This window comes from Streptomyces roseochromogenus subsp. oscitans DS 12.976 (genome assembly GCF_000497445.1).
Classification (GTDB): domain Bacteria; phylum Actinomycetota; class Actinomycetes; order Streptomycetales; family Streptomycetaceae; genus Streptomyces; species Streptomyces oscitans.
The window spans coordinates 7,957,045-7,981,028 of record NZ_CM002285.1 but is presented as its reverse complement, the minus strand read 5'-3'; the positions used below and the strand labels follow the sequence as shown (position 1 = coordinate 7,981,028).

General features: G+C 71.1%; 22 protein-coding genes. 2 read left to right on the top strand and 20 right to left on the bottom strand.

Features of this window, described 5'->3' with window-relative positions; translation table 11 throughout:
- Both M878_RS84215 and fmt read right to left on the bottom strand, forming a co-directional pair.
- The coding region (locus tag M878_RS84215) for a transcription antitermination factor NusB (RefSeq protein ID WP_023552120.1) at positions 1 to 1,101 on the bottom strand (1,101 nt) is incomplete at its 3' end.
- A 78-nt stretch (positions 1,102 to 1,179) separates the two neighbouring features.
- The gene (fmt, locus tag M878_RS84210) at positions 1,180 to 2,112 is read right to left on the bottom strand and encodes a methionyl-tRNA formyltransferase (protein ID WP_023552119.1); all 933 of its coding nucleotides are present in this window, start codon (positions 2,110 to 2,112) and stop codon (positions 1,180 to 1,182) included.
- Positions 2,113 to 2,444: 332 nt separating this feature from the next.
- Between fmt and M878_RS84205 the strand changes: the two genes are divergently transcribed.
- Positions 2,445 to 2,987 carry a hypothetical protein gene (locus M878_RS84205; RefSeq protein WP_023552118.1) on the top strand — a complete coding sequence of 181 codons (543 nt, stop codon included), beginning with the start codon at positions 2,445 to 2,447 and terminating at the stop codon, positions 2,985 to 2,987.
- Between the two features lie 118 nt (positions 2,988 to 3,105).
- On the opposite strand, the gene M878_RS84200 is transcribed toward M878_RS84205, so the two are convergent.
- From M878_RS84200 to pyrR, 14 genes are all read right to left on the bottom strand, one after another.
- Positions 3,106 to 5,265 (bottom strand): primosomal protein N', encoded by a 2,160-nt coding sequence (locus tag M878_RS84200; RefSeq protein WP_023552117.1) that lies wholly within the window; start codon positions 5,263 to 5,265, stop codon positions 3,106 to 3,108.
- A gap of 295 nt (positions 5,266 to 5,560) precedes the next feature.
- The gene (gene metK, locus M878_RS84195; RefSeq protein WP_023552116.1) at positions 5,561 to 6,769 is read right to left on the bottom strand and encodes a methionine adenosyltransferase; all 1,209 of its coding nucleotides are present in this window, start codon (positions 6,767 to 6,769) and stop codon (positions 5,561 to 5,563) included.
- Between the two features lie 272 nt (positions 6,770 to 7,041).
- Positions 7,042 to 8,244: a bifunctional phosphopantothenoylcysteine decarboxylase/phosphopantothenate--cysteine ligase CoaBC gene (gene coaBC / locus M878_RS84185; RefSeq protein WP_031226685.1), complete on the bottom strand. Its 1,203-nt coding sequence runs from the start codon at positions 8,242 to 8,244 to the stop codon at positions 7,042 to 7,044.
- Positions 8,245 to 8,370: 126 nt separating this feature from the next.
- A complete protein-coding gene (gene rpoZ, locus M878_RS84180; protein WP_003982715.1) occupies positions 8,371 to 8,643 on the bottom strand; it encodes a DNA-directed RNA polymerase subunit omega in 273 nt (90 codons plus the stop codon).
- Positions 8,644 to 8,708: 65 nt separating this feature from the next.
- Positions 8,709 to 9,266, bottom strand: coding sequence for a guanylate kinase (gmk, locus tag M878_RS84175; RefSeq protein ID WP_023552114.1), 558 nt, complete (start codon positions 9,264 to 9,266; stop codon positions 8,709 to 8,711).
- A gap of 60 nt (positions 9,267 to 9,326) precedes the next feature.
- Positions 9,327 to 9,650: an integration host factor gene (locus M878_RS84170; protein ID WP_003977346.1), complete on the bottom strand. Its 324-nt coding sequence runs from the start codon at positions 9,648 to 9,650 to the stop codon at positions 9,327 to 9,329.
- A 268-nt stretch (positions 9,651 to 9,918) separates the two neighbouring features.
- Positions 9,919 to 10,764, bottom strand: coding sequence for an orotidine-5'-phosphate decarboxylase (gene pyrF, locus M878_RS84165; RefSeq protein ID WP_023552113.1), 846 nt, complete (start codon positions 10,762 to 10,764; stop codon positions 9,919 to 9,921).
- Complete coding sequence (locus tag M878_RS84160) at positions 10,761 to 11,867, bottom strand: quinone-dependent dihydroorotate dehydrogenase (RefSeq protein WP_023552112.1); 1,107 nt, start codon at positions 11,865 to 11,867, stop codon at positions 10,761 to 10,763. The genes pyrF and M878_RS84160 overlap by 4 nt, the downstream gene beginning before the upstream one ends.
- Positions 11,868 to 11,933: 66 nt before the next feature.
- Positions 11,934 to 15,242: a carbamoyl-phosphate synthase large subunit gene (gene carB, locus M878_RS84155; protein WP_023552111.1), complete on the bottom strand. Its 3,309-nt coding sequence runs from the start codon at positions 15,240 to 15,242 to the stop codon at positions 11,934 to 11,936.
- Positions 15,235 to 16,377, bottom strand: a complete 1,143-nt coding sequence (carA, locus tag M878_RS84150; protein ID WP_023552110.1) for a glutamine-hydrolyzing carbamoyl-phosphate synthase small subunit — start codon at positions 16,375 to 16,377, stop codon at positions 15,235 to 15,237. Before carA ends, carB begins: the two co-directional genes overlap by 8 nt.
- Positions 16,374 to 16,934, bottom strand: a complete 561-nt coding sequence (locus M878_RS84145; RefSeq protein WP_023552109.1) for a PH-like domain-containing protein — start codon at positions 16,932 to 16,934, stop codon at positions 16,374 to 16,376. The genes carA and M878_RS84145 overlap by 4 nt, the downstream gene beginning before the upstream one ends.
- A complete protein-coding gene (locus tag M878_RS84140; protein ID WP_023552108.1) occupies positions 16,931 to 18,217 on the bottom strand; it encodes a dihydroorotase in 1,287 nt (428 codons plus the stop codon). The genes M878_RS84145 and M878_RS84140 overlap by 4 nt, the downstream gene beginning before the upstream one ends.
- A 4-nt stretch (positions 18,218 to 18,221) precedes the next feature.
- Positions 18,222 to 19,208, bottom strand: coding sequence for an aspartate carbamoyltransferase catalytic subunit (locus M878_RS84135; protein ID WP_023552107.1), 987 nt, complete (start codon positions 19,206 to 19,208; stop codon positions 18,222 to 18,224).
- Positions 19,209 to 19,309: 101 nt separating this feature from the next.
- A complete protein-coding gene (gene pyrR, locus M878_RS84130) occupies positions 19,310 to 19,891 on the bottom strand; it encodes a bifunctional pyr operon transcriptional regulator/uracil phosphoribosyltransferase PyrR (RefSeq protein ID WP_023552106.1) in 582 nt (193 codons plus the stop codon).
- A gap of 276 nt (positions 19,892 to 20,167) precedes the next feature.
- Between pyrR and bldD the strand changes: the two genes are divergently transcribed.
- Positions 20,168 to 20,671 (top strand): transcriptional regulator BldD, encoded by a 504-nt coding sequence (gene bldD / locus M878_RS84125; RefSeq protein WP_014671524.1) that lies wholly within the window; start codon positions 20,168 to 20,170, stop codon positions 20,669 to 20,671.
- A gap of 174 nt (positions 20,672 to 20,845) precedes the next feature.
- On the opposite strand, the gene nusB is transcribed toward bldD, so the two are convergent.
- From nusB to M878_RS84105, 4 genes are all read right to left on the bottom strand, one after another.
- Positions 20,846 to 21,280, bottom strand: coding sequence for a transcription antitermination factor NusB (gene nusB / locus M878_RS84120; RefSeq protein WP_023552105.1), 435 nt, complete (start codon positions 21,278 to 21,280; stop codon positions 20,846 to 20,848).
- Positions 21,281 to 21,282: 2 nt separating this feature from the next.
- Entirely contained in the window at positions 21,283 to 21,849 is a 567-nt protein-coding gene (gene efp / locus M878_RS84115) for an elongation factor P (RefSeq protein ID WP_023552104.1), read from the bottom strand.
- 44 nt (positions 21,850 to 21,893) lie between these two features.
- On the bottom strand, positions 21,894 to 23,033 hold the full coding sequence (locus M878_RS84110; protein ID WP_031226684.1) for an aminopeptidase P family protein: 1,140 nt from the start codon (positions 23,031 to 23,033) through the stop codon (positions 21,894 to 21,896).
- 141 nt (positions 23,034 to 23,174) lie between these two features.
- Positions 23,175 to 23,984 (bottom strand): ATP-binding protein (locus M878_RS84105; protein WP_245238265.1); only part of this gene is annotated, 810 nt, incomplete at its 5' end.

Below are 23,984 nucleotides of genomic sequence, written 5' to 3'. Positions count from 1 at the left end.
CGCGCCGAGCCCGGTGCACGGCACGTCCATCAGCACCCGGTCGAAGGTGCCGGGCCGCCACGGCGGCCGGGTCCCGTCGGCGGCGATGACCTGGTACGGCCCCGGATTGCCGGCCAGTGCCTTGGCGACCAGCCCGGCCCGGTGCGGCTGCTTCTCGGAGGCGAGCAGCGTGGCGCCCCGCTCCGCCGCGAGGGCGGCCAGCAGCGCGGCCTTGCCGCCGGGCCCGGCACACCCGTCCAGCCAGGTGCGGTCGGAGCCCTCCAGGGGCGCGCCCGCGAGCGCGAGGGCGACCAGCTGGCTGCCCTCGTCCTGCACCCCGGCCCGCCCCTCACGGACAGCCTGCACCGCACCCGGCTCACCGCCCTCGGCGAGCCGCACGGCGTACGGCGACCAGCGCCCCGGTACGGCGGCCTCCTCGCGCAGCAGCTCCTCGGTGGTGGCTCGCCCCGGCCGCGCGACCAGGGTCACCTCGGGCCGTTCGTTGTCGGCCTCCAGCAGGTCCTCGATACCGGCGCGCCCGCCGCCGAGGGAGTCCCACAGCGCGGAGACGACCCAGCGGGGATGCGAGTGGACGACGGCGAGGTGGTCCTCGGGATCCTCGTCGTACGGTGGTGCGACCTTCTCCAGCCACCCGTCGAGATCGTCCTGCGCGACCTTGCGCAGCACGGCGTTCACGAACTTGGCCCGCCCGTCGCCGAGCACCACCCGCGCCAGCTCGACGGAGGCGGACACGGCGGCGTGCGTCGGGATCCGCGTCCCGAGCAGCTGGTGCACACCGAGACTGAGCACATCGAGCACCGGCGGGTCGACCTCGCGCAACGGCCGGTCGACACAGGCGGCGATCACCGCGTCGTACGTCCCCTGCCGGCGCAGCGTGCCGTACACCAGCTCGGTGGCGAGGGCCGCGTCCCGCGCGTCGAACTTCTCCGGCCCCTCCTTCTCGCGCGCCTTGCGCAGCAGCGGCGGCAGCACAAGGTTGGCGTACGCATCCCGCTCGTCGACCGCGCGCAGCGCCTCGAAGGCCAGGATGCGGACGGGGTCCTTCTGCGGACGGCGGTAGGGCTTGGCGGGCCTGCGTGGCCGCCGGGACTGCTCGCTCACGAAAAAGTGCTCCGGATGTCAGGAAGAGTGCGGTTCCCAGCGTACGTCGGCGCACCGTCACCCCCGCCGACCGGGCCCTCAGCCGCCGAGCGTCTCGCTCTCGGAGATACGCACGCCGCGGGCCCAATCGGCCGCCCGCATCGGCTTCTTGCCCTGTGCCTGCACCCAGAGCAGCTCGACGGCGTACGAACCGGTGCCCACGTGCACGCTGTTCTTGCCGACCGTCATCCGCCCCGGCGCGAGGCCGGTGCGCTCGGGCACGGGAGTGACCTGGATGAGCTTGAGCCGTTCGCCGCGGAAGGTGGTCCAGGCACCGGGCGCCGGGGTGCAGCCGCGCACGACCCGGTCGACGCGCAGCGCGGGTGCGGCCCAGTCGACCTGGGCGTCCTCGACGGTGATCTTCGGCGCGACGGTGATGCCCTCGGCCGGCTGCGGTACGGCCTTCAGGGTGCCGTCCTCGATGCCGTCCATGGTGGCGGCGAGCAGCCCGGCGCCGGCGAAGGCGAGCCGGGTCAGCAGGTCGCCGCTGGTGTCGGTGGGCCGGATCGCCTCGGTCACGGTGCCGTAGACGGGCCCGGAGTCCAGCCCCTCCTCGATGAGGAAGGTGGAGGCGCCGGTGATCTCGTCGCCCGCCATGATGGCGTGCTGCACCGGAGCCGCCCCGCGCCAGGCGGGCAGCAGTGAGAAGTGCAGATTGACCCAGCCGTGGGCCGGGATGTCGAGGGCGACCCTGGGCAGCAGGGCGCCGTAGGCGACGACCGGGCAGCAGTCCGGGCCGATCTCCTTCAGCCGCTCCAGGAACTCGGGGTCCCGCGGCTTGAGGGGCTTGAGCACCTCGATCCCGGCCTCCTCCGCCCGCTCGGCCACGGGCGACGCGACCAGCCTGCGCCCGCGCCCGGCCGGCGCGTCGGGCCGCGTGACGACGGCGGCCACCTCATGCCGCCCGGAGGCGATCAGAGCGTCCAGAGCGGGAACGGCGACCTCGGGGGTACCGGCGAAGACAAGCTTCATGGGCGGGATCGGGCCTCTCGGGCGGGGGTGGACGGGCAGCGCACCAGTCTATGACCACCGGAGGCCAGACGGGTTATGACCATGGACGTGTGGCCGCCGACGGCGAGGCGCACCCTCACCGGCTGTCCCGCCTCTCGGCCAACGGGGAAACAGGAGGTGCGCGGGCGGGAGAACAAACCGGGCGCACGCCCCGGCAACCGGCGTATGCATATGCCCGTACGCCCCCACCCCGTGACCAGCGGAGCGCACACGCGTTGGTCAAGAAAGAGTTGACCGCCCAGGGCCGCTTTCGCGGCCCGATTCCTTTCAACGCCGGTTCGAGAGGCTTGTTCATGGCCGACCACGCAACCCACGACGCCCAGGCCCGGGCCAGCCTGCACTTGCTGGTGCGGGACATCGAGCGGGTCCGCCGGCAGGTGGACGCACTGCGCACGCTCACCGCCCAGCTGGGAAACGTCTACCGCCCGCGCCGCTCCGGCCCGTCCACGGGCTTCGTCGTCTACGGACGCGCCCCCGCCCCGACGGTGCGCCTTGCCCAGGAACTCCGGGACAGTGTCGAAACCCTGGTCACGGCCGCCGTGGACTTCGACCGCTCACTCGGCTTCTCATGGGACGCGGTGGGCTCGGCGCTCGGAGTCACCAAGCAGGCGGTGCACCGCCGTTACGGCGCCCGCCGCGCCGCGACCCAGGCGGCCGCCGAGGCCGAGCGCACCCCGGAACCCTCCGGGACCCGCACGCTCAATGTGCCCACCGGCCTGCCCGCGGTCCCGACGGTCCCCGCGGCTCGCTCGATGCCCACGCAGCCGACGGCGGGCAGCCCCGCCCTGCGCGACGACGCCCGCCCCACGGCTTTCCCCGGCCCACGCAACGGCTGACACCACGGCCGACAACTCCGCCCCGCCCTCCCGAGGACATCCGGGAGGGCGGACACATGCCCGGACGAAGCGACCGGAAGAGCACATCACCCGATGCCCGGTGCCGGCTGGATGCGCCTCACCCGATGTCCGCCGGATCGATCCGCACCCGCACCGCCTCCCCGCCCCCCCGTGCCATACGAGCGGCCTGGGCGGTCTTCAGCGCGGCTGCCAGCGCGGCCCCGCTGCCCGGCGGCACCCGCACCAGTGCCCGGTCCCAGTGCTCGCCCGGCGGCGGCGCTCCGGGTCTGCGGGGCCGCCCGGGCGGCGTCGGCGGTATCGGCACCGGCCCCAGCACCTCCGCGTCCGGCGGCAGTTCGACCGAGGCCAGGAACTCGGCGACGGCCGCCGGTGTCCCGGACACGGCCGCCATCCGCGACACCGGTGGGAAGCCCAGCTCGGCCCGCTCGGCCAGTTCCCGTACCGCGTGCCCGACGGGGTCCCACCGCACCAGCGCCTGCACGGGCCGCAGGGTCGGCTCGGCCACCACGACCACCGTTCCGCCCTCGCTCTGCGGCCTCACCAGCGCGCCCGCCGCGATCCACCGGCGCAGCGCGTCCTCGCCGGCGCGCAGATCGGGTCGTACGAGCATCGCCCAGCCGTCCAGCAGTAGCGCCGCCGCGTAGCCGCCCTCGGCGACCGGTTCGGCCCCCGGTGTGCTGACGACCAGTGCGGGTGTGCCCGGCACCGTGTCCAGCACATGCTCCCGCCCCGAGGTGCGCACGGGGACGGCGGGAAAGGCGCGCCCCAGCTCTTCGGCCGTCCGCCGTGCTCCCACGACCTGGGCGCGCAGCCGGAATCCACCGCACTCCGGGCAGTGCCACGCGCTCTCCTCGCGCCCGCACCAGTGGCACCGGAGAACGCCCGCGTCCTGACCCTGCAGCGACCCGGAGCAGTGGCGGCAGCGGGCGGGCGCCCGGCACTGAGCGCAGGCCATGCGGGGTGCGTAACCACGGCGGGGCACCTGCACCAGTACGGGCCCGTGACGCAGCCCCTCGCGGGCCGTCTGCCAGGCGAGGGTCGGCAGCCGCGCGGCGCGGGCCGCCTCGTCGCGCGCCAGGTCGTCGTCCCCGACCGTGCGGACCAAGGGTGCGGCCCGGCGCACCTGTTCCCGGCCGGCGACCAGTGGCCGGGCCCAGCCGCTCTCCACGAGCTGGGCGGCCTCCACGGTGCAGGCGAACCCGCCCAGCAGGAAGGCGCACTTGTCCAGCGCGGCGCGCAGCAGCAGCACATCGCGTGCGTGCGGCTGCGGGGCGTGCTGCTCGCTGTGGCTGTCGTCGCCGTCGTCCCAGATGGCGACGAGCCCCAGGTTCTGCACGGGCGCGAACATGGCGGCCCGCGTCCCGACCACGGCCCGTACGGAACCCCGGCGCACCGCCAGCCACTGCGCGTACCGCTTCTCGGGTCCGGCCTCGGCGGTGAGCAGCGCATGCCGGCCCGTGCCGAGCAGCGCGGTGAGCGCGGCGTCGACCCGCGCGGCGGCCCGCCCGTCCGGTACGACGACGAGGGCACCGCGTCCCGAGGCGAGCGTGGCGGCGACGGCGAGGGCCAGTTCCTCGCTCCACAGCGGGCCCGGCAGCGCGTTCCAGACCGCCCGGGGCGATCCGCCGGACGCCAGCGCGTCGAGGAACGCGCCGCCGTGTTCGTACCGCCCCCAGGAGGCCGGCTCCGGTGGCTTCGGCGGCGGGAGCGGTGCGGGCGACGGCCGTTGCTCGGCTCGCGCGCTGCGCGGCGGCACAGCCAGCTGGAGCACATCGGCGAGGCTTCCGGCGTACCGGTCGGCGACGGCCCGGGTGAGGCTCAGCAGTTCCTCGCTCAGCACCGGCTCCGGCGAGACGACCTGGGCCAGGGCGGCCAGCGGCCCGGTGTAGTCGGACTCGGCCCGCCGCTCGACGAGAAACCCGTCGATGAGCCCGCCGCCCTCGCGGCGCCCTTCACGCACCCGGTGCCGTCCGGCCCCGAACCGCACCCGCACCCGCACACCGGGCTGCGCCTGCGCGTCCAGTTCCTCGGGCACCGCGTAGTCGAAGTACCGGTCGAGGTGCAGTACGCCCTTGTCGACCAGCACCCGAGCGACCGGCAGTTCCTTGGCGAGCGCGGCCCCCCGCCAGGTCCGCGGCTTGGCGCGGGGCGTCTTCGCCTTGCGCACGCTCTCCCGGATGAGCGCGAGCTGCTCCGGCGGCGCCCCTTCGGCCCCGCCGTCCCCCTCTGCCCGGGACGCCCCGTTCTCGCTGCTCACGCTTGCATTCTTACCAAACGCCACTGACAGCCGACGCCCGCCCGCACATACCGGCCCACACCACGCGGAGCGGTCCTGGGCTCATGCCCACGACCAGACCCGTCCCCCACCCGCTGGATGCCCTGCTGGATGCCCTGCGCGTACGCCTGTGACGGTCACGGTGGCCGGGACCGACCGCGTGCCGCGCCGGATCCAGCTGGCGATGGCTCGCTGAGCCATCGCAATGCCGTGAGGCCCGGCGTCCCCGAAGGGAGGCCGGGCCTCGGCGACAAGTGGGGCTGGAGGGCCCGGGGACTTACAGGCCCACGGCCGTGCGCAGGGCGTCCACGCGGTCCGTGCGCTCCCAGGTGAAGTCGGGCAGCTCGCGGCCGAAGTGGCCGTAGGCCGCCGTCTGGGAGTAGATCGGGCGGAGCAGGTCGAGGTCGCGGATGATCGCGGCCGGACGGAGGTCGAAGACCTCGTCGATCGCCTTCTCGATCTTCTCGGCATCGACCTTGGCGGTGCCGAACGTCTCGACGAACAGACCGACCGGCTCGGCCTTGCCGATCGCGTAGGCGACCTGGACCTCGCAGCGGGAGGCCAGGCCCGCCGCCACCACGTTCTTCGCGACCCAGCGCATCGCGTACGCGGCGCTGCGGTCCACCTTGGACGGGTCCTTGCCGGAGAACGCACCGCCGCCGTGGCGGGCCATACCGCCGTACGTGTCGATGATGATCTTGCGGCCGGTCAGCCCGGCGTCACCCATCGGGCCGCCGATCTCGAAGCGGCCGGTCGGGTTGACCAGCAGCCGGTAGTCCTCGGTGTCCAGCTTGATGCCCTCGTCCAGCAGCGCCTTCAGCTCCGGCTCCACGACGAACTCACGGATGTCGGGCGCCAGCAGCGACTCCAGGTCGATGTCGCTGGCGTGCTGGGAGGAGACGACGACCGTGTCGAGGCGGACGGCCTTGTCGCCGTCGTACTCGATGGTGACCTGCGTCTTGCCGTCCGGGCGCAGGTAGGGAATCGTGCCGTTCTTGCGGACCTCGGACAGGCGCTTCGACAGGCGATGCGCCAGGAAGATCGGCAGCGGCATCAGGGTCGGCGTCTCGTCGGACGCGTAGCCGAACATCAGGCCCTGGTCGCCCGCGCCCTGCTTGTCCAGCTCGTCGTCGTCGCCCTCGACCCGGTTCTCGTACGCCGTGTCGACACCCTGTGCGATGTCCGGGGACTGCGCGCCGATGGACACCGACACGCCGCAGGAGGCGCCGTCGAAGCCCTTCTTGGAGGAGTCGTAGCCGATCTCGAGGATCTTGTTGCGGACCAGGGTCGCGATGTCCGCGTAGGCCTTGGTCGTCACTTCGCCGGCCACGTGCACCAGGCCGGTGGTGATCAACGTTTCGACAGCGACCCGGGAGGTCGGGTCCTCGCGCAGAAGCGCGTCGAGAATGGTGTCGCTGATCTGGTCAGCGATCTTGTCGGGGTGACCCTCGGTCACGGACTCCGAGGTGAACAGGCGACGGGACACAACGCTCCCTGTGGTTGCAGCGGCTGCTGGCTGATCATTGGCGGCGACGCGCGGGGCTGCGCCCGGCGTCGACCGCGAACAGTTTATCGGTCGCACTCGGCCAATGGGCCACTGTCTCGCCTCTCGGGAGCGCTGTGACCTGCGGCACGGGCATTGTGCACAATGCCGGGCGGCCTTGGCCAGGGCCGCCACACCCGATTTGATCGGTCCACGGGGTCCGACGTCAACGGGATCTCACGGTCCGGTCAGGGACGCGCCGGGGCGCGCCGAGGTCAGCCGAGCCGTCGTACGACCAAGTCCCAGACGGTGTCGGCAAGGGCTTCCTTGGGACCATACGGCACCGGTGTCTCGCTGCCGTCGGCGCCCAGCACCACGGCCTCGTTCTCCTCGGAACCGAAGGTCTTGCGCTCCCCCACCTCGTTGACGACGAGCAGGTCACAGCCCTTGCGGGCGAGCTTGGTGCGGCCGTTGGCGAGGACGTCGTCGGTCTCGGCGGCGAAGCCGACGATCACCTGGCCGAGACGCGCCCGATCGGCCGAAATCTCCGCGAGAATGTCCGGATTCCGCACCAGGACGATCGGTTCGGGATCCTGGCCGTCCTTCTTCTTGATCTTTCCTGTGGCGTAGATCTCAGGGCGGAAGTCGGCGACGGCGGCGGCCATGACGACAGCGTCGGCGTCCGCGGCCGCCTTCAGGACGGCCTCGCGCAGCTGGACGGCCGTGCCGACCGGTACGACGTCCACGCCCGCCGGGTCGGGCAGGCCGGTGTTGGCCGCGATCAGCGTGACCCGGGCGCCGCGGGCGGCGGCGGTGCGGGCGAGGGCGTAGCCCTGCTTGCCGGAGGAGCGGTTGCCGAGGAAGCGGACCGGGTCGAGGGGCTCGCGGGTGCCGCCGGCGGAGACGACCACGTGCCGCCCCTTGAGATCGGGTTCGGCGACGCCCCGGGCCAGGACGCGGCGACAGACCTCGAAGATCTCCGCCGGGTCGGGCAGCCGGCCCTTGCCGGTGTCGACGCCGGTGAGCCGGCCGACGGCGGGCTCGATGACGACAGCGCCACGCCGGCGCAGCATGGCCACGTTCTCCTGGGTGGCCGGGTGCTCCCACATCTCGGTGTGCATCGCGGGCGCGAAGACGATCGGACAGCGGGCGGTCAGCAGCGTGTTGGTCAGCAGGTCGTCGGCGAGGCCGTGAGCGGCCTTGGCGAGCATGTCGGCCGTGGCGGGCGCGACGACCACCAGGTCGGCGTGCTGGCCGATGCGGACGTGCGGGACCTCGTGGACGTCGTCCCAGACCTCCGTCGAGACGGGGTTGCCTGACAGGGCGGACCAGGTGGCGGCACCGACGAAATGCAGCGCGGAGGCGGTGGGCACCACGCGGACGTCATGACCCGACTCCGTGAACCTTCTCAGCAGCTCACAGGCCTTGTACGCGGCGATGCCGCCGCTGACCCCCAGGACCACCCTCGGCTTGTCCACCATCTCTCCCCGGCTCGGCAACGTACGCGACGGAACGTACGGATCCATCACACACCACAGGCCCGGCAATGTGCTGCCGGGCCTGTGGATAAGTCGATCGCAGTGTGAAAGTGCTACTGCTCGGGACTACTGGGCGGGGCCCTCGACGGCCTCGGACGTCAGCAGACCCGCGTTGATCTCGCGCAGGGCGATCGAGAGCGGCTTCTCGTGGACGTGGGTGTCGACGAGCGGACCGACGTACTCAAGGAGGCCCTCACCGAGCTGCGAGTAGTACGCGTTGATCTGACGGGCCCGCTTGGCGGCGTAGATCACGAGGCTGTACTTCGAGTCGGTGGCCTCAAGCAACTCGTCGATCGGCGGGTTGATGATGCCCTCGGGCGCGGTGATGGAAGAGGACACGCTCTACCTTCCGATGGATGGGAAAGATTCAGTGCGAATGATCAAGCCTGGACGATCAGGGACGATCACACAACGTCCATCAAGGCTAGCAGCTCGCGCGCCACGTCCTCGACGGAGGTGTTGACCAAGGTCGTATCGAACTCCGGCTCGGCCGCCAGCTCGGTCCTGGCCGCCTCCAGGCGGCGCTCGATGACCTCGGGCGGCTCGGTGCCGCGGCCGGTCAGCCTGCGCACGAGCTCCTCCCAGGAGGGCGGAGCCAGGAACACCAGCTGGGCGTCGGACATCGACTCCCGCACCTGCCGGGCGCCCTGGAGGTCGATCTCCAGCAGGACGGGTTCGCCGTTCTCCAGCCGCTCCAGCACGGCCGCGCGGGGCGTGCCGTAGCGGTTTCCGGCGAACTCGGCCCACTCCAGCAGCTCACCGTTGGCGATCAGCTTGTCCATCTCGTCGTCGGTGACGAAGAAGTAGTGGACTCCGTGCCGCTCACCGGGACGCGGCTTGCGGGTGGTGGCCGACACCGAGAGCCAGACCTCGGGGTGTTCCTTGCGCATATGGGCGACGACCGTGCTCTTGCCGACCCCCGAGGGGCCGGAGAGCACGGTCAGCCGCGGACGTTCACTCATGCAGCGATTATTCCAGCAATCCCGGAGTGCCCGGGACGCCCGGTCCGGCAGGACCCGGACTCAGGAGCCGGTGCTGCCGAACTCACGCTCCAGGGAAGCGATCTGGTTGGAACCGAGACCGCGCACACGGCGGCTCTCGGAGATACCCAGACGCTCCATGATCTGCTTGGCGCGGACCTTGCCCACGCCCGGCAGCGACTCGAGCAGTGCGGAGACCTTCATCTTGCCGATGACGTCGTTCTCCTGGCCCTGCTTGATGACCTCGTGCAGGGAGGCGCCGGAGTGCTTGAGTCGATTCTTGACCTCGGCCCGCTCCCGGCGAGCCGCGGCGGCCTTTTCGAGCGCGGCTGCGCGCTGTTCGGGGGTAAGGGGCGGAAGAGCCACGCCTACGTCACCTCGGATGTCGAACTGTCGGATACGGACCGGTGAGGAACCTAGTCGCCCCACACCTGGGGAGCTACGAGCAACACGCTTCGCCCGTTCACTCTGCTCGGAGACTAGCGGTCAAGTCCGCCAGAGTCAGCGAGAACAGCGGAAAAGTCCTGGTCAGCCTCCGCCAGGTCGGACATTTCAGACATAATGCCCTCGATTTGAGGATGTATTCACACTCAAATCGCCGGGCCGCCGCTCGCCGGGGCGTTCATCGGACGACTCAGGCGCCCCCGACGGCGACCTGGATCTCCTCCGCGAAGCGCTTGGCGGACGCGCGCAGCGCCCCGGTGTCCGGACCGTGCCGCAGCACACCCCGGCTGACGTTCGGAACGACGTTGCGCAGTGCCGGTCCGAAGACCTTCGGAAGGTCGGCCGGGGTCGCGCCCTGCGCGCCGACGCCGGGCGCGAGGAGCGGGCCGTTGATGGAGAGGTCGTAGGACGACAGGTCGCCGACCGTGGCGCCGACGACGGCGCCGAAGGAGCCCAGCGGTTCCTCCCCCGCGTTCTCGGCGGCCAGATGGGCCAGCATGGTCGCGCCCACGGTCCGGCCGTCGGCGCGGACCGCGTGCTGGACCTCGGGCCCTTCCGGGTTGGAGGTCAGCGCCAGCACGAACAGGCCGGCGCCGCTCTCCCGGGCCAGCGCGACGGCCGGGCTGAGCGAGCCGTAGCCGAGGTACGGCGAGACGGTCAGGGCGTCGGAGAACAGCGGGGCGTCCTTGTGCAGGTAGGCCTCGGCGTACCCGGCCATGGTCGAGCCGATGTCGCCGCGCTTGGCGTCCATCACGACGAGGGTGCCGGCCGCGCGCGCCTCCTGGACGATCTTCTCCAGGACGGCGATACCGCGGGAGCCGAAGCGCTCGAAGAAGGCGCTCTGCGGCTTCACCACGGCGACCCGGTCGGCCACCGCCTCGACGACCGTGCGGCCGAACCGCTCCAGACCGGCCACGTCGTCGTTCAGACCCCACTCGGCGAGCAGGGAGGCGTGCGGGTCGATGCCGACGCACAGCGGGCCGCGCTCGTCCATGACGCGGCGCAACCGGGCACCGAAGGGCTCGTAAGAGGTCATGCGGGCTTCCTCACGTCGGCGCCGACCGCGTCGGCGAGGGTGGCGTACGGGCTGGTGCGCAGGCGCGCGGCGAGGCCCTTGTGGATCGCGCGGGACCAGAAGGGGCCCTCGTAGATGAAGGCGCTGTAGCCCTGGACCAGCGTGGCGCCGGCCAGGATGCGCTGCCAGGCGTCCTCGGCGGTCTCGATGCCGCCGACGCCGACGAGCGTGATCCGGTCGCCCACGCGCGCGTACAGGCGGCGCAGGACCTCCAGGGAGCGTGCCTTGAGCGGGGCGCCGGACAGGCCGCCGGTCTCCTTCACCAGCGAGGCTTCGGCGGTCAGACCGAGACCGTCGCGGGCGATGGTGGTGTTGGTCGCGATGATGCCGTCCAGGCCCAGTTCCACGGCCAGGTCGGCGACGGCGTCGATGTCCTCGTCGGCGAGGTCCGGGGCGATCTTCACCAAGAGCGGGACGCGCCGGTTCGCGACCGTACGGTCGGCGGCTTCGCGGACGGCGGTCAGCAGCGGGCGCAGCGCCTCGGTGGCCTGCAGATTGCGCAGGCCGGGCGTGTTCGGCGAGGAGACGTTGACGACCAGGTAGTCGGCGTACGGCGCGAGGCGCTCGGCCGACTTCACGTAGTCGACGACGGCCTCCGCCTCCGGGACGACCTTCGTCTTGCCGATGTTGACGCCCACGACTGTCTTGAAGACCGGCCGGCGCGTGGCGAGCCGGGCCGCCACGGCCAGCGAGCCGTCGTTGTTGAAGCCCATGCGGTTGATCAGCGCACGGTCCGCGACGAGGCGGAACAGCCGCTTCTTGGGGTTGCCGGGCTGCGGCTCGCCGGTGACCGTGCCGATCTCGACGTGGTCGAAGCCCAGCATCGACATGCCGTCGATCGCGACGGCGTTCTTGTCGAATCCGGCGGCGAGCCCGAAGGGGCCGTGCATGCGCAGCCCGAAGGCCTGCGTGCGCAGCTCCTTGTAGCGGGGCGCGAGGGCGGCCGCGACGAAGGTGCGCAGCACGGGGATGCGGACGGCGCGGCGGATCCAGCGGAAGGCCAGGTGGTGGGCCTGCTCGGGATCCATCCGGGTGAAAACCAGACGGAAGAACAGTTTGTACATCTCGGGAATGTCCTCAGGGTCCTCATACAGAGGGGGACACCGTTTCCGGTGTCCCCCTCAGGGCTGCTAGTCGCGGGCCGCGGTCAGGTGTTCCGCGTGTTCCTGGAGCGAACGGACGCCTACGTCACCGTGGTTGAGGGCGTCGATGCCCTGGACCGCCGCGGCGAGCGCCTGGACCGTGGTCAGGCACGGCACGGAGCGGGCCACCGCGGCCGTACGGATGTCGTAGCCGTCGAGGCGGCCGCCGGTGCCGTACGGCGTGTTGACGATGAGGTCGACCTCGCCGTCGTGGATCAGCTGGACGATGGTCCGCTCGCCGTTCGGGCCGGTGCCCTCGGACTGCTTGCGCACGACGGTGGCGTTGATGCCGTTGCGCTTGAGGACCTCGGCGGTGCCGGAGGTGGCGAGCAGCTCGAAGCCGTGCGCGACCAGCTCGCGGGCCGGGAAGATCATCGAGCGCTTGTCGCGGTTGGCGACCGAGATGAACGCGCGGCCCTTGGTGGGCAGCGGGCCGTAGGCGCCGGCCTGCGACTTGGCGTACGCCGTGCCGAAGACGGAGTCGATGCCCATGACCTCACCCGTGGAGCGCATCTCCGGGCCGAGGACCGTGTCGACGCCGCGGCCCTGGACGTCGCGGAAGCGCGACCACGGCATCACGGCCTCCTTGACGGAGATCGGCGCGTCCAGCGGCAGCTCGCCGCCGTCGCCGTTCTTCGGCAGCAGGCCCTCCGTGCGCAGCTCGGCGATGGTCGCGCCCAGCGAGATCCGGGCGGCGGCCTTGGCGAGCGGCACCGCGGTCGCCTTCGAGGTGAAGGGGACGGTGCGAGAGGCGCGCGGGTTGGCTTCGAGGACGTAGAGGATGTCGCCGGCCATGGCGAACTGGATGTTGATCAGTCCGCGTACCCCGACACCCTTGGCGATGGCTTCCGTCGAGGCGCGGAGCCGCTTGATGTCGAAGCCGCCGAGGGTGATCGGGGGCAGGGCGCAGGCCGAGTCGCCGGAGTGGATGCCGGCTTCCTCGATGTGCTCCATCACGCCGCCGAGGTACAGCTCCTCGCCGTCGTAGAGCGCGTCCACGTCGATCTCGATCGCGTCGTCCAGGAAGCGGTCGACCAGGACCGGCCGGGAGGGGCTGATCTCGGTCGACTCGGCGATGTAGGCGGCGAGGCGCGTCTCGTCGTAGACGATCTCCATGCCGCGCCCGCCGAGGACGTACGACGGCCGGACCAGGACCGGGTAGCCGATCTCGTCGGCGATGGCCTTGGCCTCGCCGAAGGTGGTGGCCGTGCCGTGCTTCGGCGCCGGAAGGCCGGCCTCGGCGAGGACGCGCCCGAACGCGCCCCGGTCCTCGGCCGCGTGGATGGCCTCGGGGGACGTGCCGACGACCGGCACGCCGTTGTCCTTCAGGGCCTGCGACAGGCCGAGCGGGGTCTGGCCGCCCAGCTGCACGATGACGCCCGCGACCGGCCCGGCCTGCTGCTCGGCGTGGACGATCTCCAGCACGTCCTCCAGCGTCAGCGGCTCGAAGTACAGCCGGTCGGAGGTGTCGTAGTCGGTGGAGACGGTCTCCGGGTTGCAGTTGACCATCACGGTCTCGTAGCCCGCGTCGCTCAGCGCGAAGGAGGCGTGGACACAGGAGTAGTCGAACTCGATGCCCTGACCGATGCGGTTCGGTCCGGAGCCCAGGATGATGACGGCCGGCTTCTCGCGGGTCGCGACCTCGGACTCCTCGTCGTAGGCCGAGTAGAAGTACGGCGTCTTGGCGGCGAATTCGGCGGCGCAGGTGTCGACCGTCTTGTAGACGGGGCGGATGCCGAGGGCGTGCCTGACCTCGCGGACGACGTCCTCGCGCAGGCCGCGGATCTCACCGATCTGCTGGTCGGAGAAGCCGTGCCGCTTGGCCTCGGCGAGCAGCTCGGCGGTCAGCTCCGGCGTCTCGGCCAGCTCGTCCGCGATCTCCTTGATCAGGAACAGCTGGTCCACGAACCACGGGTCGATCTTCGTGTACTCGAAGACCTCCTCGGGCGTGGCGCCCGCGCGGATGGCCTGCATGACCGTGTTGATCCGGCCGTCGGTGGGACGCCGGGACTCCTCCAGGAGCAGCGACTTGTCACCGGGGACGCCGGTGAAGGTGAACTGGCTGCCCTTCTTCTCCAGCGAGCGCAGCGCCTTCTGGAAGGCCTCGGGGAAGTTGCGGCCGATGGCCATGGCCTCGCCGACCGACTTCATGGTGGTGGTCAGCGTGGAGTCGGCCTGCGGGAACTTCTCGAACGCGAATCGCGGTGCCTTGACGACCACATAGTCGAGCGTGGGCTCGAAGGAGGCCGGGGTCTCCCGCGTGATGTCGTTCGGGATTTCGTCCAGCGTGTAGCCGACGGCGAGCTTCGCGGCGATCTTCGCGATCGGGAAGCCGGTCGCCTTGGAGGCGAGCGCCGAGGACCGCGAGACGCGCGGGTTCATCTCGATGACGATCACGCGGCCGTCCTCGGGGTTCACCGCGAACTGGATGTTGCAGCCGCCGGTGTCGACGCCGACCTCGCGGATGACGGCGATGCCGATGTCGCGCAGGATCTGGTATTCGCGGTCGGTCAGCGTCATCGCGGGCGCGACGGTGATCGAGTCACCGGTGTGCACGCCCATGGGGTCGAAGTTCTCGATGGAGCAGACGACCACGACGTTGTCGTGCTTGTCGCGCATCAGCTCCAGCTCGTACTCCTTCCAGCCGAGGATGGACTCCTCCAGGAGCACCTCGGTGGTCGGCGAGAGCGTGAGGCCCTGCCCGGCGATGCGGCGCAGCTCCTCCTCGTCGTGCGCGAAGCCGGAGCCGGCGCCGCCCATGGTGAAGGACGGGCGAACGACGACCGGGTAGCCACCGAGCTGCTCGACGCCCTTGAGGACGTCGTCCATGGAGTGGCAGATCACCGAGCGGGCGGACTCGCCATGGCCGATCTTGGCGTTGACGGCGTCGACGACGGCCTTGAACAGGTCGCGGTCCTCGCCCTTGTGGATCGCCTCGGGCTTGGCGCCGATCAGCTCGACGCCGTACTTCTCCAGGACACCGTTCTCGTGCAGCGAGATCGCGGTGTTCAGGGCTGTCTGGCCGCCCAGGGTGGGCAGCAGGGCGTCGGGACGCTCCTTGGCGATGATCTTCTCGACGAACTCCGGGGTGATCGGCTCGATGTACGTGGCGTCGGCGATCTCCGGGTCGGTCATGATCGTCGCCGGGTTGGAGTTGACGAGGATCACGCGAAGGCCCTCGGCGCGCAGGATGCGGCACGCCTGGGTGCCGGAGTAGTCGAACTCGGCGGCCTGGCCGATGACGATCGGGCCGGAGCCGATGACCAGGACGGACTGGATATCGGTGCGCTTAGGCACGCTGGCCCTCCATCAGGGATACGAAGCGGTCGAACAGGTAGGCGGCGTCGTGCGGGCCCGCTGCCGCTTCGGGGTGGTACTGGACGGAGAAGGCCGGCTGGTCGAGCAGCTGCAGCCCCTCCACGACGTCGTCGTTCAGGCAGACGTGCGAGACCTCGGCGCGGCCGAACTTCGTCTCGCTGACCTGGTCGAGCGGCGCGTCCACGGCGAAGCCATGGTTGTGCGCGGTGACCTCGACCTTGCCGGTCGTACGGTCCTGGACCGGCTGGTTGATGCCCCGGTGGCCGTACTTCAGCTTGTAGGTGCCGAAGCCGAGGGCGCGGCCGAGGATCTGGTTGCCGAAGCAGATGCCGAACAGGGGCGTCTTCCGCTCCAGGACGGCGGTCATGAGTGCCACCGGGCCGTCGGCCGTGGCCGGGTCACCCGGGCCGTTGGAGAAGAACACGCCGTCCGGGTTGACGGCGTAGATGTCGTCGGGCGTGGCGGTGGCGGGCAGGACGTGCACCTCGATGCCGCGCTCGGCCATACGGTGCGGGGTCATGCCCTTGATGCCGAGGTCGATCGCGGCGACCGTGAACTTCTTCTCACCGATCGCGGGGACGACGTACGCCTCCTCGGTCGCGACCTCCTCGTACAGGCTCAGGCCCTTCATGCGGGGCTGAGCCTGCACGCGCGTGAGCAGCTCGCTCTCGGCGGCGATCGCCTCACCGGAGAAGATCCCGGCGCGCATCGAGCCGCGCTCGCGCAGATGGCGGGTGAGGGCACGGGTGTCGATCCCGGAGATGCCGACCACGCCCTGCGCCACCAGTTCGTCGTCCAGGGAGCGCTTGGCGCGCCAGTTGGACGGCACGCGCGCGGGGTCGCGTACGACGTAACCGGAGACCCAGATGCGGCTCGACTCGTCGTCCTCGTCGTTCCAGCCCGTGTTGCCGATCTGCGGGGCGGTCGCGACGACGATCTGCCGGTTGTACGACGGGTCGGTCAGCGTTTCCTGGTAGCCGGTCATACCGGTGGAGAACACGGCCTCGCCGAAGGTCTCCCCCACGGCCCCGTAGGCACGGCCGCGGAAGAGGCGGCCGTCCTCCAGGACGAGTACGGCGGGAACCTTTGCGGCTCCCCTGGTGGAGGTCGTCATCGTGCGCCTTCCGTGTCGTTGATCATCTGGTTCAGGGTGTCGACCCACTCGGTGTGCTCGGCCGCGTGGTCGGAGCGGAAGCCGGAGTCGATCAGCTTGTCGCCGAGCGCCCAGGTCACCACCAGCAGGCCGCCCTCGCTGAGGACCTTGCCGGCGATGCCCTTGTCCAGCCGGGCCCCGCGCAGCGCGGCGGTGGGGACGAAGAAGTCGCTCGCTCCGGGGCGCTCGACCTCCAGACCCGCCTCCGTCAGGGTGAGCTCGGCCCGGCTGCGGGTGCCCAGGCCGTGGGCCACGATGCGGTCCAGCCACTGCCCCGCGGTGGTCGAGCCGTGGTAGCGGCCGCTCAGCTCAAGTTTCGCCGGGCCGGTCTCCTCCGGCGCGCTGAGCGGCGCGGGCAGGTCGCTCTGCAGGGTGCCGCGCCACTTCCAGCCCTCGCGCATCAGCCAGTAGACGAGCGCGATGAAGAGCACGAGTCCGACGAGCCAGCCGATACGGGCCGGCCAGTCGGTGACCGCGGCCGACTTCTTGGCCTCGGCCAGCAGGATTACAGGTGTCACGTGAGCTTCCCGTCGACGAGCGTGGCCTTGCCCCGCAGCCACGTGTGCGTCACACGGCCCGGCAGCGCACGCCCCTCGTACGGGGTGTTGCGGCTGCGCGAGGCGAAGCCCGCGGGGTCCACCTGGCCACGGTATTCCGTGTCGACCAGGGTGAGGTTGGCAGGCTCACCGGCCGAGACGGGACGGCCGTGCCCGGTGGCCTGTCCGATCTGCGCGGGCTTGACGGACATCCGGTCGGCGACGCCGGCCCAGTCCAGCAGGCCCGTGTCGACCATGGTCTCCTGGACCACTGACAACGCGGTCTCCAGCCCCACCATCCCCATGGCGGCCGCGGCCCACTCGCAGTCCTTGTCCTCGTGCGGGTGCGGGGCGTGGTCGGTGGCGACGATGTCGATCGTGCCGTCGGCGAGCGCCTCGCGCAGGGCGTGCACGTCCCGCTCGGTGCGCAGCGGCGGGTTGACCTTGTAGACGGGGTTGTAGGTGCGCACCAGCTCGTCGGTGAGGAGCAGGTGGTGCGGGGTGACCTCGGCGGTGACGGCGATGCCGCGGGACTTGGCCCAGCGGACGATCTCCACGGACCCGGCGGTCGACAGGTGGCAGATGTGGACGCGGGAGCCGACGTGCTCGGCGAGCAGCACGTCCCGGGCGATGATCGACTCCTCGGCGACGGCCGGCCAGCCGCCCAGGCCCAGCTCGGCGGAGACGACGCCCTCGTTCATCTGGGCGCCCTCGGTCAGCCGCGGCTCCTGCGCGTGCTGGGCGACGACACCGCCGAAGGCCTTCACGTACTCCAGCGCGCGACGCATGATCACCGCGTCGTCCACGCACTTGCCGTCGTCGGAGAAGACGGTGACCCCGGCGGCCGACTCGTGCATGGCGCCCAGCTCGGCGAGCTTCCTGCCCTCCAGGCCCACGGTGACGGCGCCGATGGGCTGCACATCGCAGTAGCCGTGCTCCTGGCCCAGCCGGTAGACCTGCTCTACGACACCGGCGGTGTCGGCGACCGGGAAGGTGTTGGCCATGGCGAACACGGCGGTGTAGCCGCCGGACGCGGCCGCGCGGGTGCCGGTCAGGACCGTCTCGGAGTCCTCACGGCCCGGCTCGCGCAGGTGGGTGTGCAGGTCGACCAGGCCCGGCAGCAGCACCTTGCCGCCGGCCTCCACGACCTCTGCGCCCTCGGCGGACAGGCCGCTGCCGACCGCCTCGATGACCTCCCCGTTGACCAGCACGTCCTGCGGCTCGCCGCCGAGCACCTTCGCACCACGGATCAGGATCTTGCTCATCGTCTTACTTCTCCTCGGAACCGGTGGGGCGGGCGTGGGTGACGGCGGGCTCGTTTCCGCCGAGCAGCAGGTACAGGACGGCCATCCGGATGGAGACTCCGTTTGCGACCTGCTCGACGACGGTGCAGCGATCGGAGTCGGCGACCTCGGCGGTGATCTCCATGCCGCGGACCATCGGGCCGGGGTGCATCACGATGGCGTGCTCGGGCATCTTCGCCATGCGGTCGCCGTCGAGGCCGTAGCGCCGCGAGTACTCGCGCTCGGTCGGGAAGAACGCGGCGTTCATGCGCTCGCGCTGGACCCGGAGCATCATCACCGCGTCGGCCTTGGGCAAGGCGCTGTCGAGGTCGTACGACACTTCGCACGGCCAGGTCTCGACGCCGACCGGCACCAGGGTGGGCGGGGCGACCAGGGTGACCTCGGCGCCGAGGGTGTGCAGCAGGTCGACGTTGGAGCGGGCGACCCGGCTGTGCAGGACGTCGCCGACGATGGTGATGCGCTTGCCGGACAGGTCCTTGCCGAGGCCGCTGTCCCGGCCGATCAGCCGGCGGCGCATGGTGAAGGCGTCCAGCAGGGCCTGGGTGGGGTGCTGGTGGGTGCCGTCACCGGCGTTGATGACAGCCGCGTCGATCCAACCGGAGTTGGCGAGCCGGTACGGGGCGCCGGAGGCGCCGTGCCGGATGACCACGGCGTCGACGCCCATGGCTTCCAGGGTCTGGGCGGTGTCCTTCAGGGACTCGCCCTTGGAGACGCTCGACCCCTTGGCGGAGAAGTTGATGACGTCGGCGGACAGGCGCTTCTCGGCGGCCTCGAAGGAGATGCGCGTGCGCGTGGAGTCCTCGAAGAAGAGGTTGACGATCGTGCGGCCGCGCAGGGTGGGCAGTTTCTTGATCGGCCGGTCGGCGACCCGGGCCATCTCCTCGGCGGTGTCGAGGATCAGGACGGCGTCGTCGCGGGTGAGGTCGGCGGCCGAGATGAGATGACGCTGCATCTGTCAGGCTCCGTAAGGCAGTTCAAGCAGTTCGATCGGGAGATTCGGGGCAAACAGGCGCGTATGCGGGTACGCCGAAGCGGCCTTGTGCGCCTGGCTTGCTACTGGTCGGCCTGCTTCACACCGAGCAGCACGGTGTCGCGACCGTCCTCCTCGGCGAGCTGGACCTTGACCGTCTCCCGCAGCGACGTGGGGAGGTTCTTGCCGACGTAGTCGGCGCGGATCGGCAGTTCGCGGTGGCCCCGGTCGACGAGGACCGCGAGCTGGACCGCGCGGGGACGCCCGATGTCGTTCAGGGCGTCGAGGGCGGCGCGGATGGTGCGGCCGGAGAAGAGCACGTCGTCGACGAGGACGACCAGCTTGCCGTCGATGCCGTCACCGGGGATCTCGGTGCGGGCCAGCGCACGCGGCGGGTGCATGCGCAGGTCGTCGCGGTACATGGTGATGTCGAGCGAGCCGACCGGCACCGTGCGGTCGGTGATCTGAGCCAGCTTGACGGCGAGCCGCTGGGCGAGGAAGACCCCCCGGGTGGGGATGCCGAGGAGCACCACGTCGTCGGCGCCCTTGGCGCGTTCGACGATCTCGTGGGCGATACGCGTCAGCACCCGCGCGATGTCGGGGCCTTCGAGAACGGGCCGCGCATCGGACGCATGCGCGGTGGCGTGTGAGTCCTGCTTGTCCATACGAAACGGACCTCCTTCTCCGCCTCACGGGACGGACCTTAAAGGACGTCGGATTTGCGCCATCCACCCTAGCAGGCCATGGGGAGGCCCCGATCACCCCCTCCTCCACCCCCTCCTTCACCCTCTTGGCCCAACCGGCCGCCACTACCACGGAAGAGTCGGTGTGGACCATTCGGCTTGACGCACCAGAGTCACGCTGCGTAACCTCACAGTGAGTTACCAGCCGCGCGGCGGGAACCCAGTCCTATCGCGTCGACACAGTGTCCGGGGAGCTATATGTCCAGCGAATACGCCAAACAGCTCGGGGCCAAGCTCCGGGCCATCCGCACCCAGCAGGGCCTTTCCCTCCACGGTGTCGAGGAGAAGTCCCAGGGTCGCTGGAAGGCCGTCGTGGTGGGTTCGTACGAGCGTGGTGACCGTGCCGTGACCGTGCAGCGTCTCGCCGAGCTGGCCGATTTCTATGGCGTCCCGGTGCAGGAGCTGCTGCCGGGCACCACGCCGGGCGGGGCCGCCGAGCCGCCGCCGAAGCTGGTCCTGGACCTGGAGCGGCTGGCCACCGTGCCGGCCGAGAAGGCGGGCCCGCTGCAGCGCTACGCGGCGACGATCCAGTCCCAGCGCGGTGACTACAACGGCAAGGTGCTCTCCATCCGCCAGGACGACCTGCGCACGCTGGCCGTCATCTACGACCAGTCCCCCTCGGTCCTCACCGAGCAGCTGATCAGCTGGGGCGTCCTCGACGCGGACGCGCGCCGCGCGGTGGCCACCCACGAAGAGGCCTGAGCCTCCCGGGAGCCGAGAAGAAACGTGCCGCCGGGGTGGCCGGAACCAGTACGGTTCCGGCCACCCCGGCGGCTTTCTCACCACTGTCCGGGGCTTTCTCACGGCTGTGCGGAGAACGCCGGAGGGCCCGCAGCATGCCTTGCTGCGGGCCCTCCGGCGTGTCGTACGGGGCTGTTACGCCTCGTCCCGGCGCAGGGACGGCTTGAGCTCCTTCAGGCGCCCCAGCAAGCCGTTCACGAAGGACGGGGACTCTTCGGTCGAGAACTCCTTCGCCAACTGCACCATCTCGTCCAGGACGACGGCGTCCGGGGTCTCGTCGACCCAGATCAGCTCGTACGCGCCCAGCCGCAGGATGTTGCGGTCCACGACCGGCATCCGGTCGAGCGTCCAGGCGACCGCGTACTGGGCGATCAGCTCGTCGATACGCCTCGCATGCTCGGCGTAGCCCTCGACCAGCTGCATCGTGTACTCGCTGACCGGAGGCTGCCGGGTGTCGGACCGGGACAGCCGGACCCAGTCCGCAAGGACCGTCAGGACGTCGGCGCCGCGCTGGTCGCCCTCGAAGAGGATCTGGAAGGCGCGCTTGCGGGCCGTGTTGCGGGCAGCCACGGTTAGCTGTTCACCCGGCCGAGGTAGTCGCTCGTGCGGGTGTCGACCTTGATCTTCTCACCGGTGGTGATGAAGAGCGGGACCTGGATCTGGTGGCCGGTCTCCAGGGTGGCGGGCTTGGTGCCACCGGTGGAGCGGTCGCCCTGGACGCCCGGCTCGGTCTCCTGGATGGTGAGCTCGACGGCCGCCGGGAGCTCGACGAAGAGCACCTCGCCCTCGTGCTGCGCGACGACGGCCGTGAAGCCCTCGATCAGGAAGTTCGCGGCGTCGCCGACGGCCTTCGGGTCGATGTGCAGCTGGTCGTACGTCTCCATGTCCATGAAGACGAAGTACTCGCCGTCCTTGTACGAGTACTGCATGTCGCGCTTGTCGACGGTGGCCGTTTCGACCTTGACGCCGGCGTTGAAGGTCTTGTCGACGACCTTGCCGGACAGCACGTTCTTCAGCTTGGTGCGCACGAAGGCCGGGCCCTTGCCGGGCTTGACGTGCTGGAACTCGACGACGGACCAGAGCTGGCCGCCTTCGAGCTTGAGCACCATGCCGTTCTTGAGGTCGTTCGTGGAAGCCACGGTTGCGGAATCTCCTGGACTGACGTACGACCCCGGGTCACGCGCTACAGCGCGAGCAGCTCCTTGGTCGTGATGGTGAGTAGCTCGGGTCCGCCGTCCGCCTCGGGGCGCACGACGAGCGTGTCATCGATCCGGACACCGCCCCGGCCCGGGAGGTGGACCCCCGGTTCGACGGTGACCGGCACGCAAGCGTCCAGTTTACCCATGGCCGCGGGCGCCAACTGCGGGTCCTCGTCGATTTCGAGTCCGACGCCGTGTCCGGTCAGCGGTGGCAGAGCCTCCGCATAGCCGGCGGAGTCCAGTACCTGGCGGGCCGCGCGGTCCACGTCACGGTAGGCCGCGCCGGGTGCCAGGGACTCGCGTCCGGCCCGCTGGGCGGCGAAGACGAGGTCGTACAGCTCGATCTGCCAGTCGGCGGGCGAGGTGCCGATGACGAAGGTCCGGCCGATCTCGCAGCGGTAGCCGCGGTAGGTCGCGCCCAGGCACACGGTGAGGAAGTCGCCCTCCTCCACCCGACGGTCGGTGGGGCGGTGACCGCGGCGGCCGGAGTTGGGGCCGGTGGCCACGGAGGTGGGGAAGGCCGGGCCGTCGGCGCCGTGGTCGACCAGACGGCGCTCCAGCTCCAGCGCGAGGTGCCGCTCGGTGCGGCCGACCAGGATGGATTCCAGCAGCTCACCGAGGGCCTGGTCGGCGATCTCGGCGCCGATGCGGAGGCAGGAGATCTCCTCCTCGTCCTTGACCACCCTGAGCTGCTCGACGGCTCCGCCGAGGTCGCCGAGGCGGAGCCCGGGGGCGACGGAGGCGATGGCTCTGTGCCGGGTGACCGTGAGGTGGTGTTCCTCGACGGCCAGGGAGTCGGCGGCCTGAGCCACAGCCAGGTCCGCCGCCGCGACGGCGGCGTCGCCCGTGCCGATGCCGGTGCCCACGCCCGCGCCGGTGGCGTTCGGTGCGAGGACGTGCACGCGCAGGTTGTCGTCCGGGCGGCCTTCGTAGGGGCGGTCTTCGGGCGGGCCGGCGCAGAAGAGGATGTCCTCGCGTTTGCCCAGCAGCAGTGCGGAGCCCCGCGGGGCTGCGGCGGCGAGGTAGCGCACGTTGGCTGGACGGGTGACGAGCGCTGCCGCGGTGCCGGCCGCGGTGACGTGGTCTCTCAGCCGGGATCGGCGGGTCGCGTACACCTCTGACATGAGATGAGCGTAGGAGTTTTGACCGACTTGTGCCGATTTTTAGGGGCCGAGTGGGGTTTGTGTGGGTTGGTTCCGATGGATCGCCGGGTGCGGGTGCGAGGAGCTTGTCGCTCCCCGTTGGCGTTGGACCGGTCCCCCTGCTTACCAGCTCGGGGGGCTCGCTATTGCTCTGGCCAGGACCTCGTCCAGGACACGCGCCGTTCCTGGGATGTCGAGTTGCGAGTTGTCGATGATCGGGAGGCCCGAGCCGTACCAGCCGGCCATGCGGCCGTGGATGCGGGCCACCTCCTCATCGGTGAGGCGGCGGTTGCCGGTGCGTTCGGCGTTGCGCTCCAGGACGATGTCCAGGCCCGGCAGGAGGACGACCGGGAGCAGGCCGGGGCCGACGTGGCGCTTCCAGCCGCCGAGGCCGACGACCGGGCGGTCCGGGAAGACGGCGTCGTCCAGGATGCAGGAGATGGCGTTGGCGAGGAAGTTCCGGGCGGCGAAGCCGCAGGTGCGGCGGGCCAGGCGGTACTGGGCCTCGGAGTTGTCGTTCCAGCCGGACTGGGGGTCGGCGAAGCCCGAGCGGACCCATTCGCGGACGTCGTCCAGGCTGATGTGGGCGGTGGGCACGCGGCGGTGGTCCGCCCAGTACTTGGCGACGCTGGTCTTGCCCGCGCCGGCCGGGCCGATCAGCAGGACGGCCAGGGTGGTGGTCGCCGGGTCAGGCAGCGGGGCGGGAGCCGGGGGCGCCGTCGGCACGCCGACCGGGCCGCCGGGCGGCAGCGGTACATGGCCGGTGGTGTCGGGGGCCGGCGGGGCGGCAGCGGGGTGCGGGACCGGGGGCTGTACGACCGGAGGGTGAGGCGTGGGGGGGTGCGGGGGCGTCGGCGGGACGGCGCCGGTCGGTGCCGGGAAGCCCGGCGGCGGGGACACGGGGGCGGGCCCCTGAGGGGCTCCCGGGTGCGG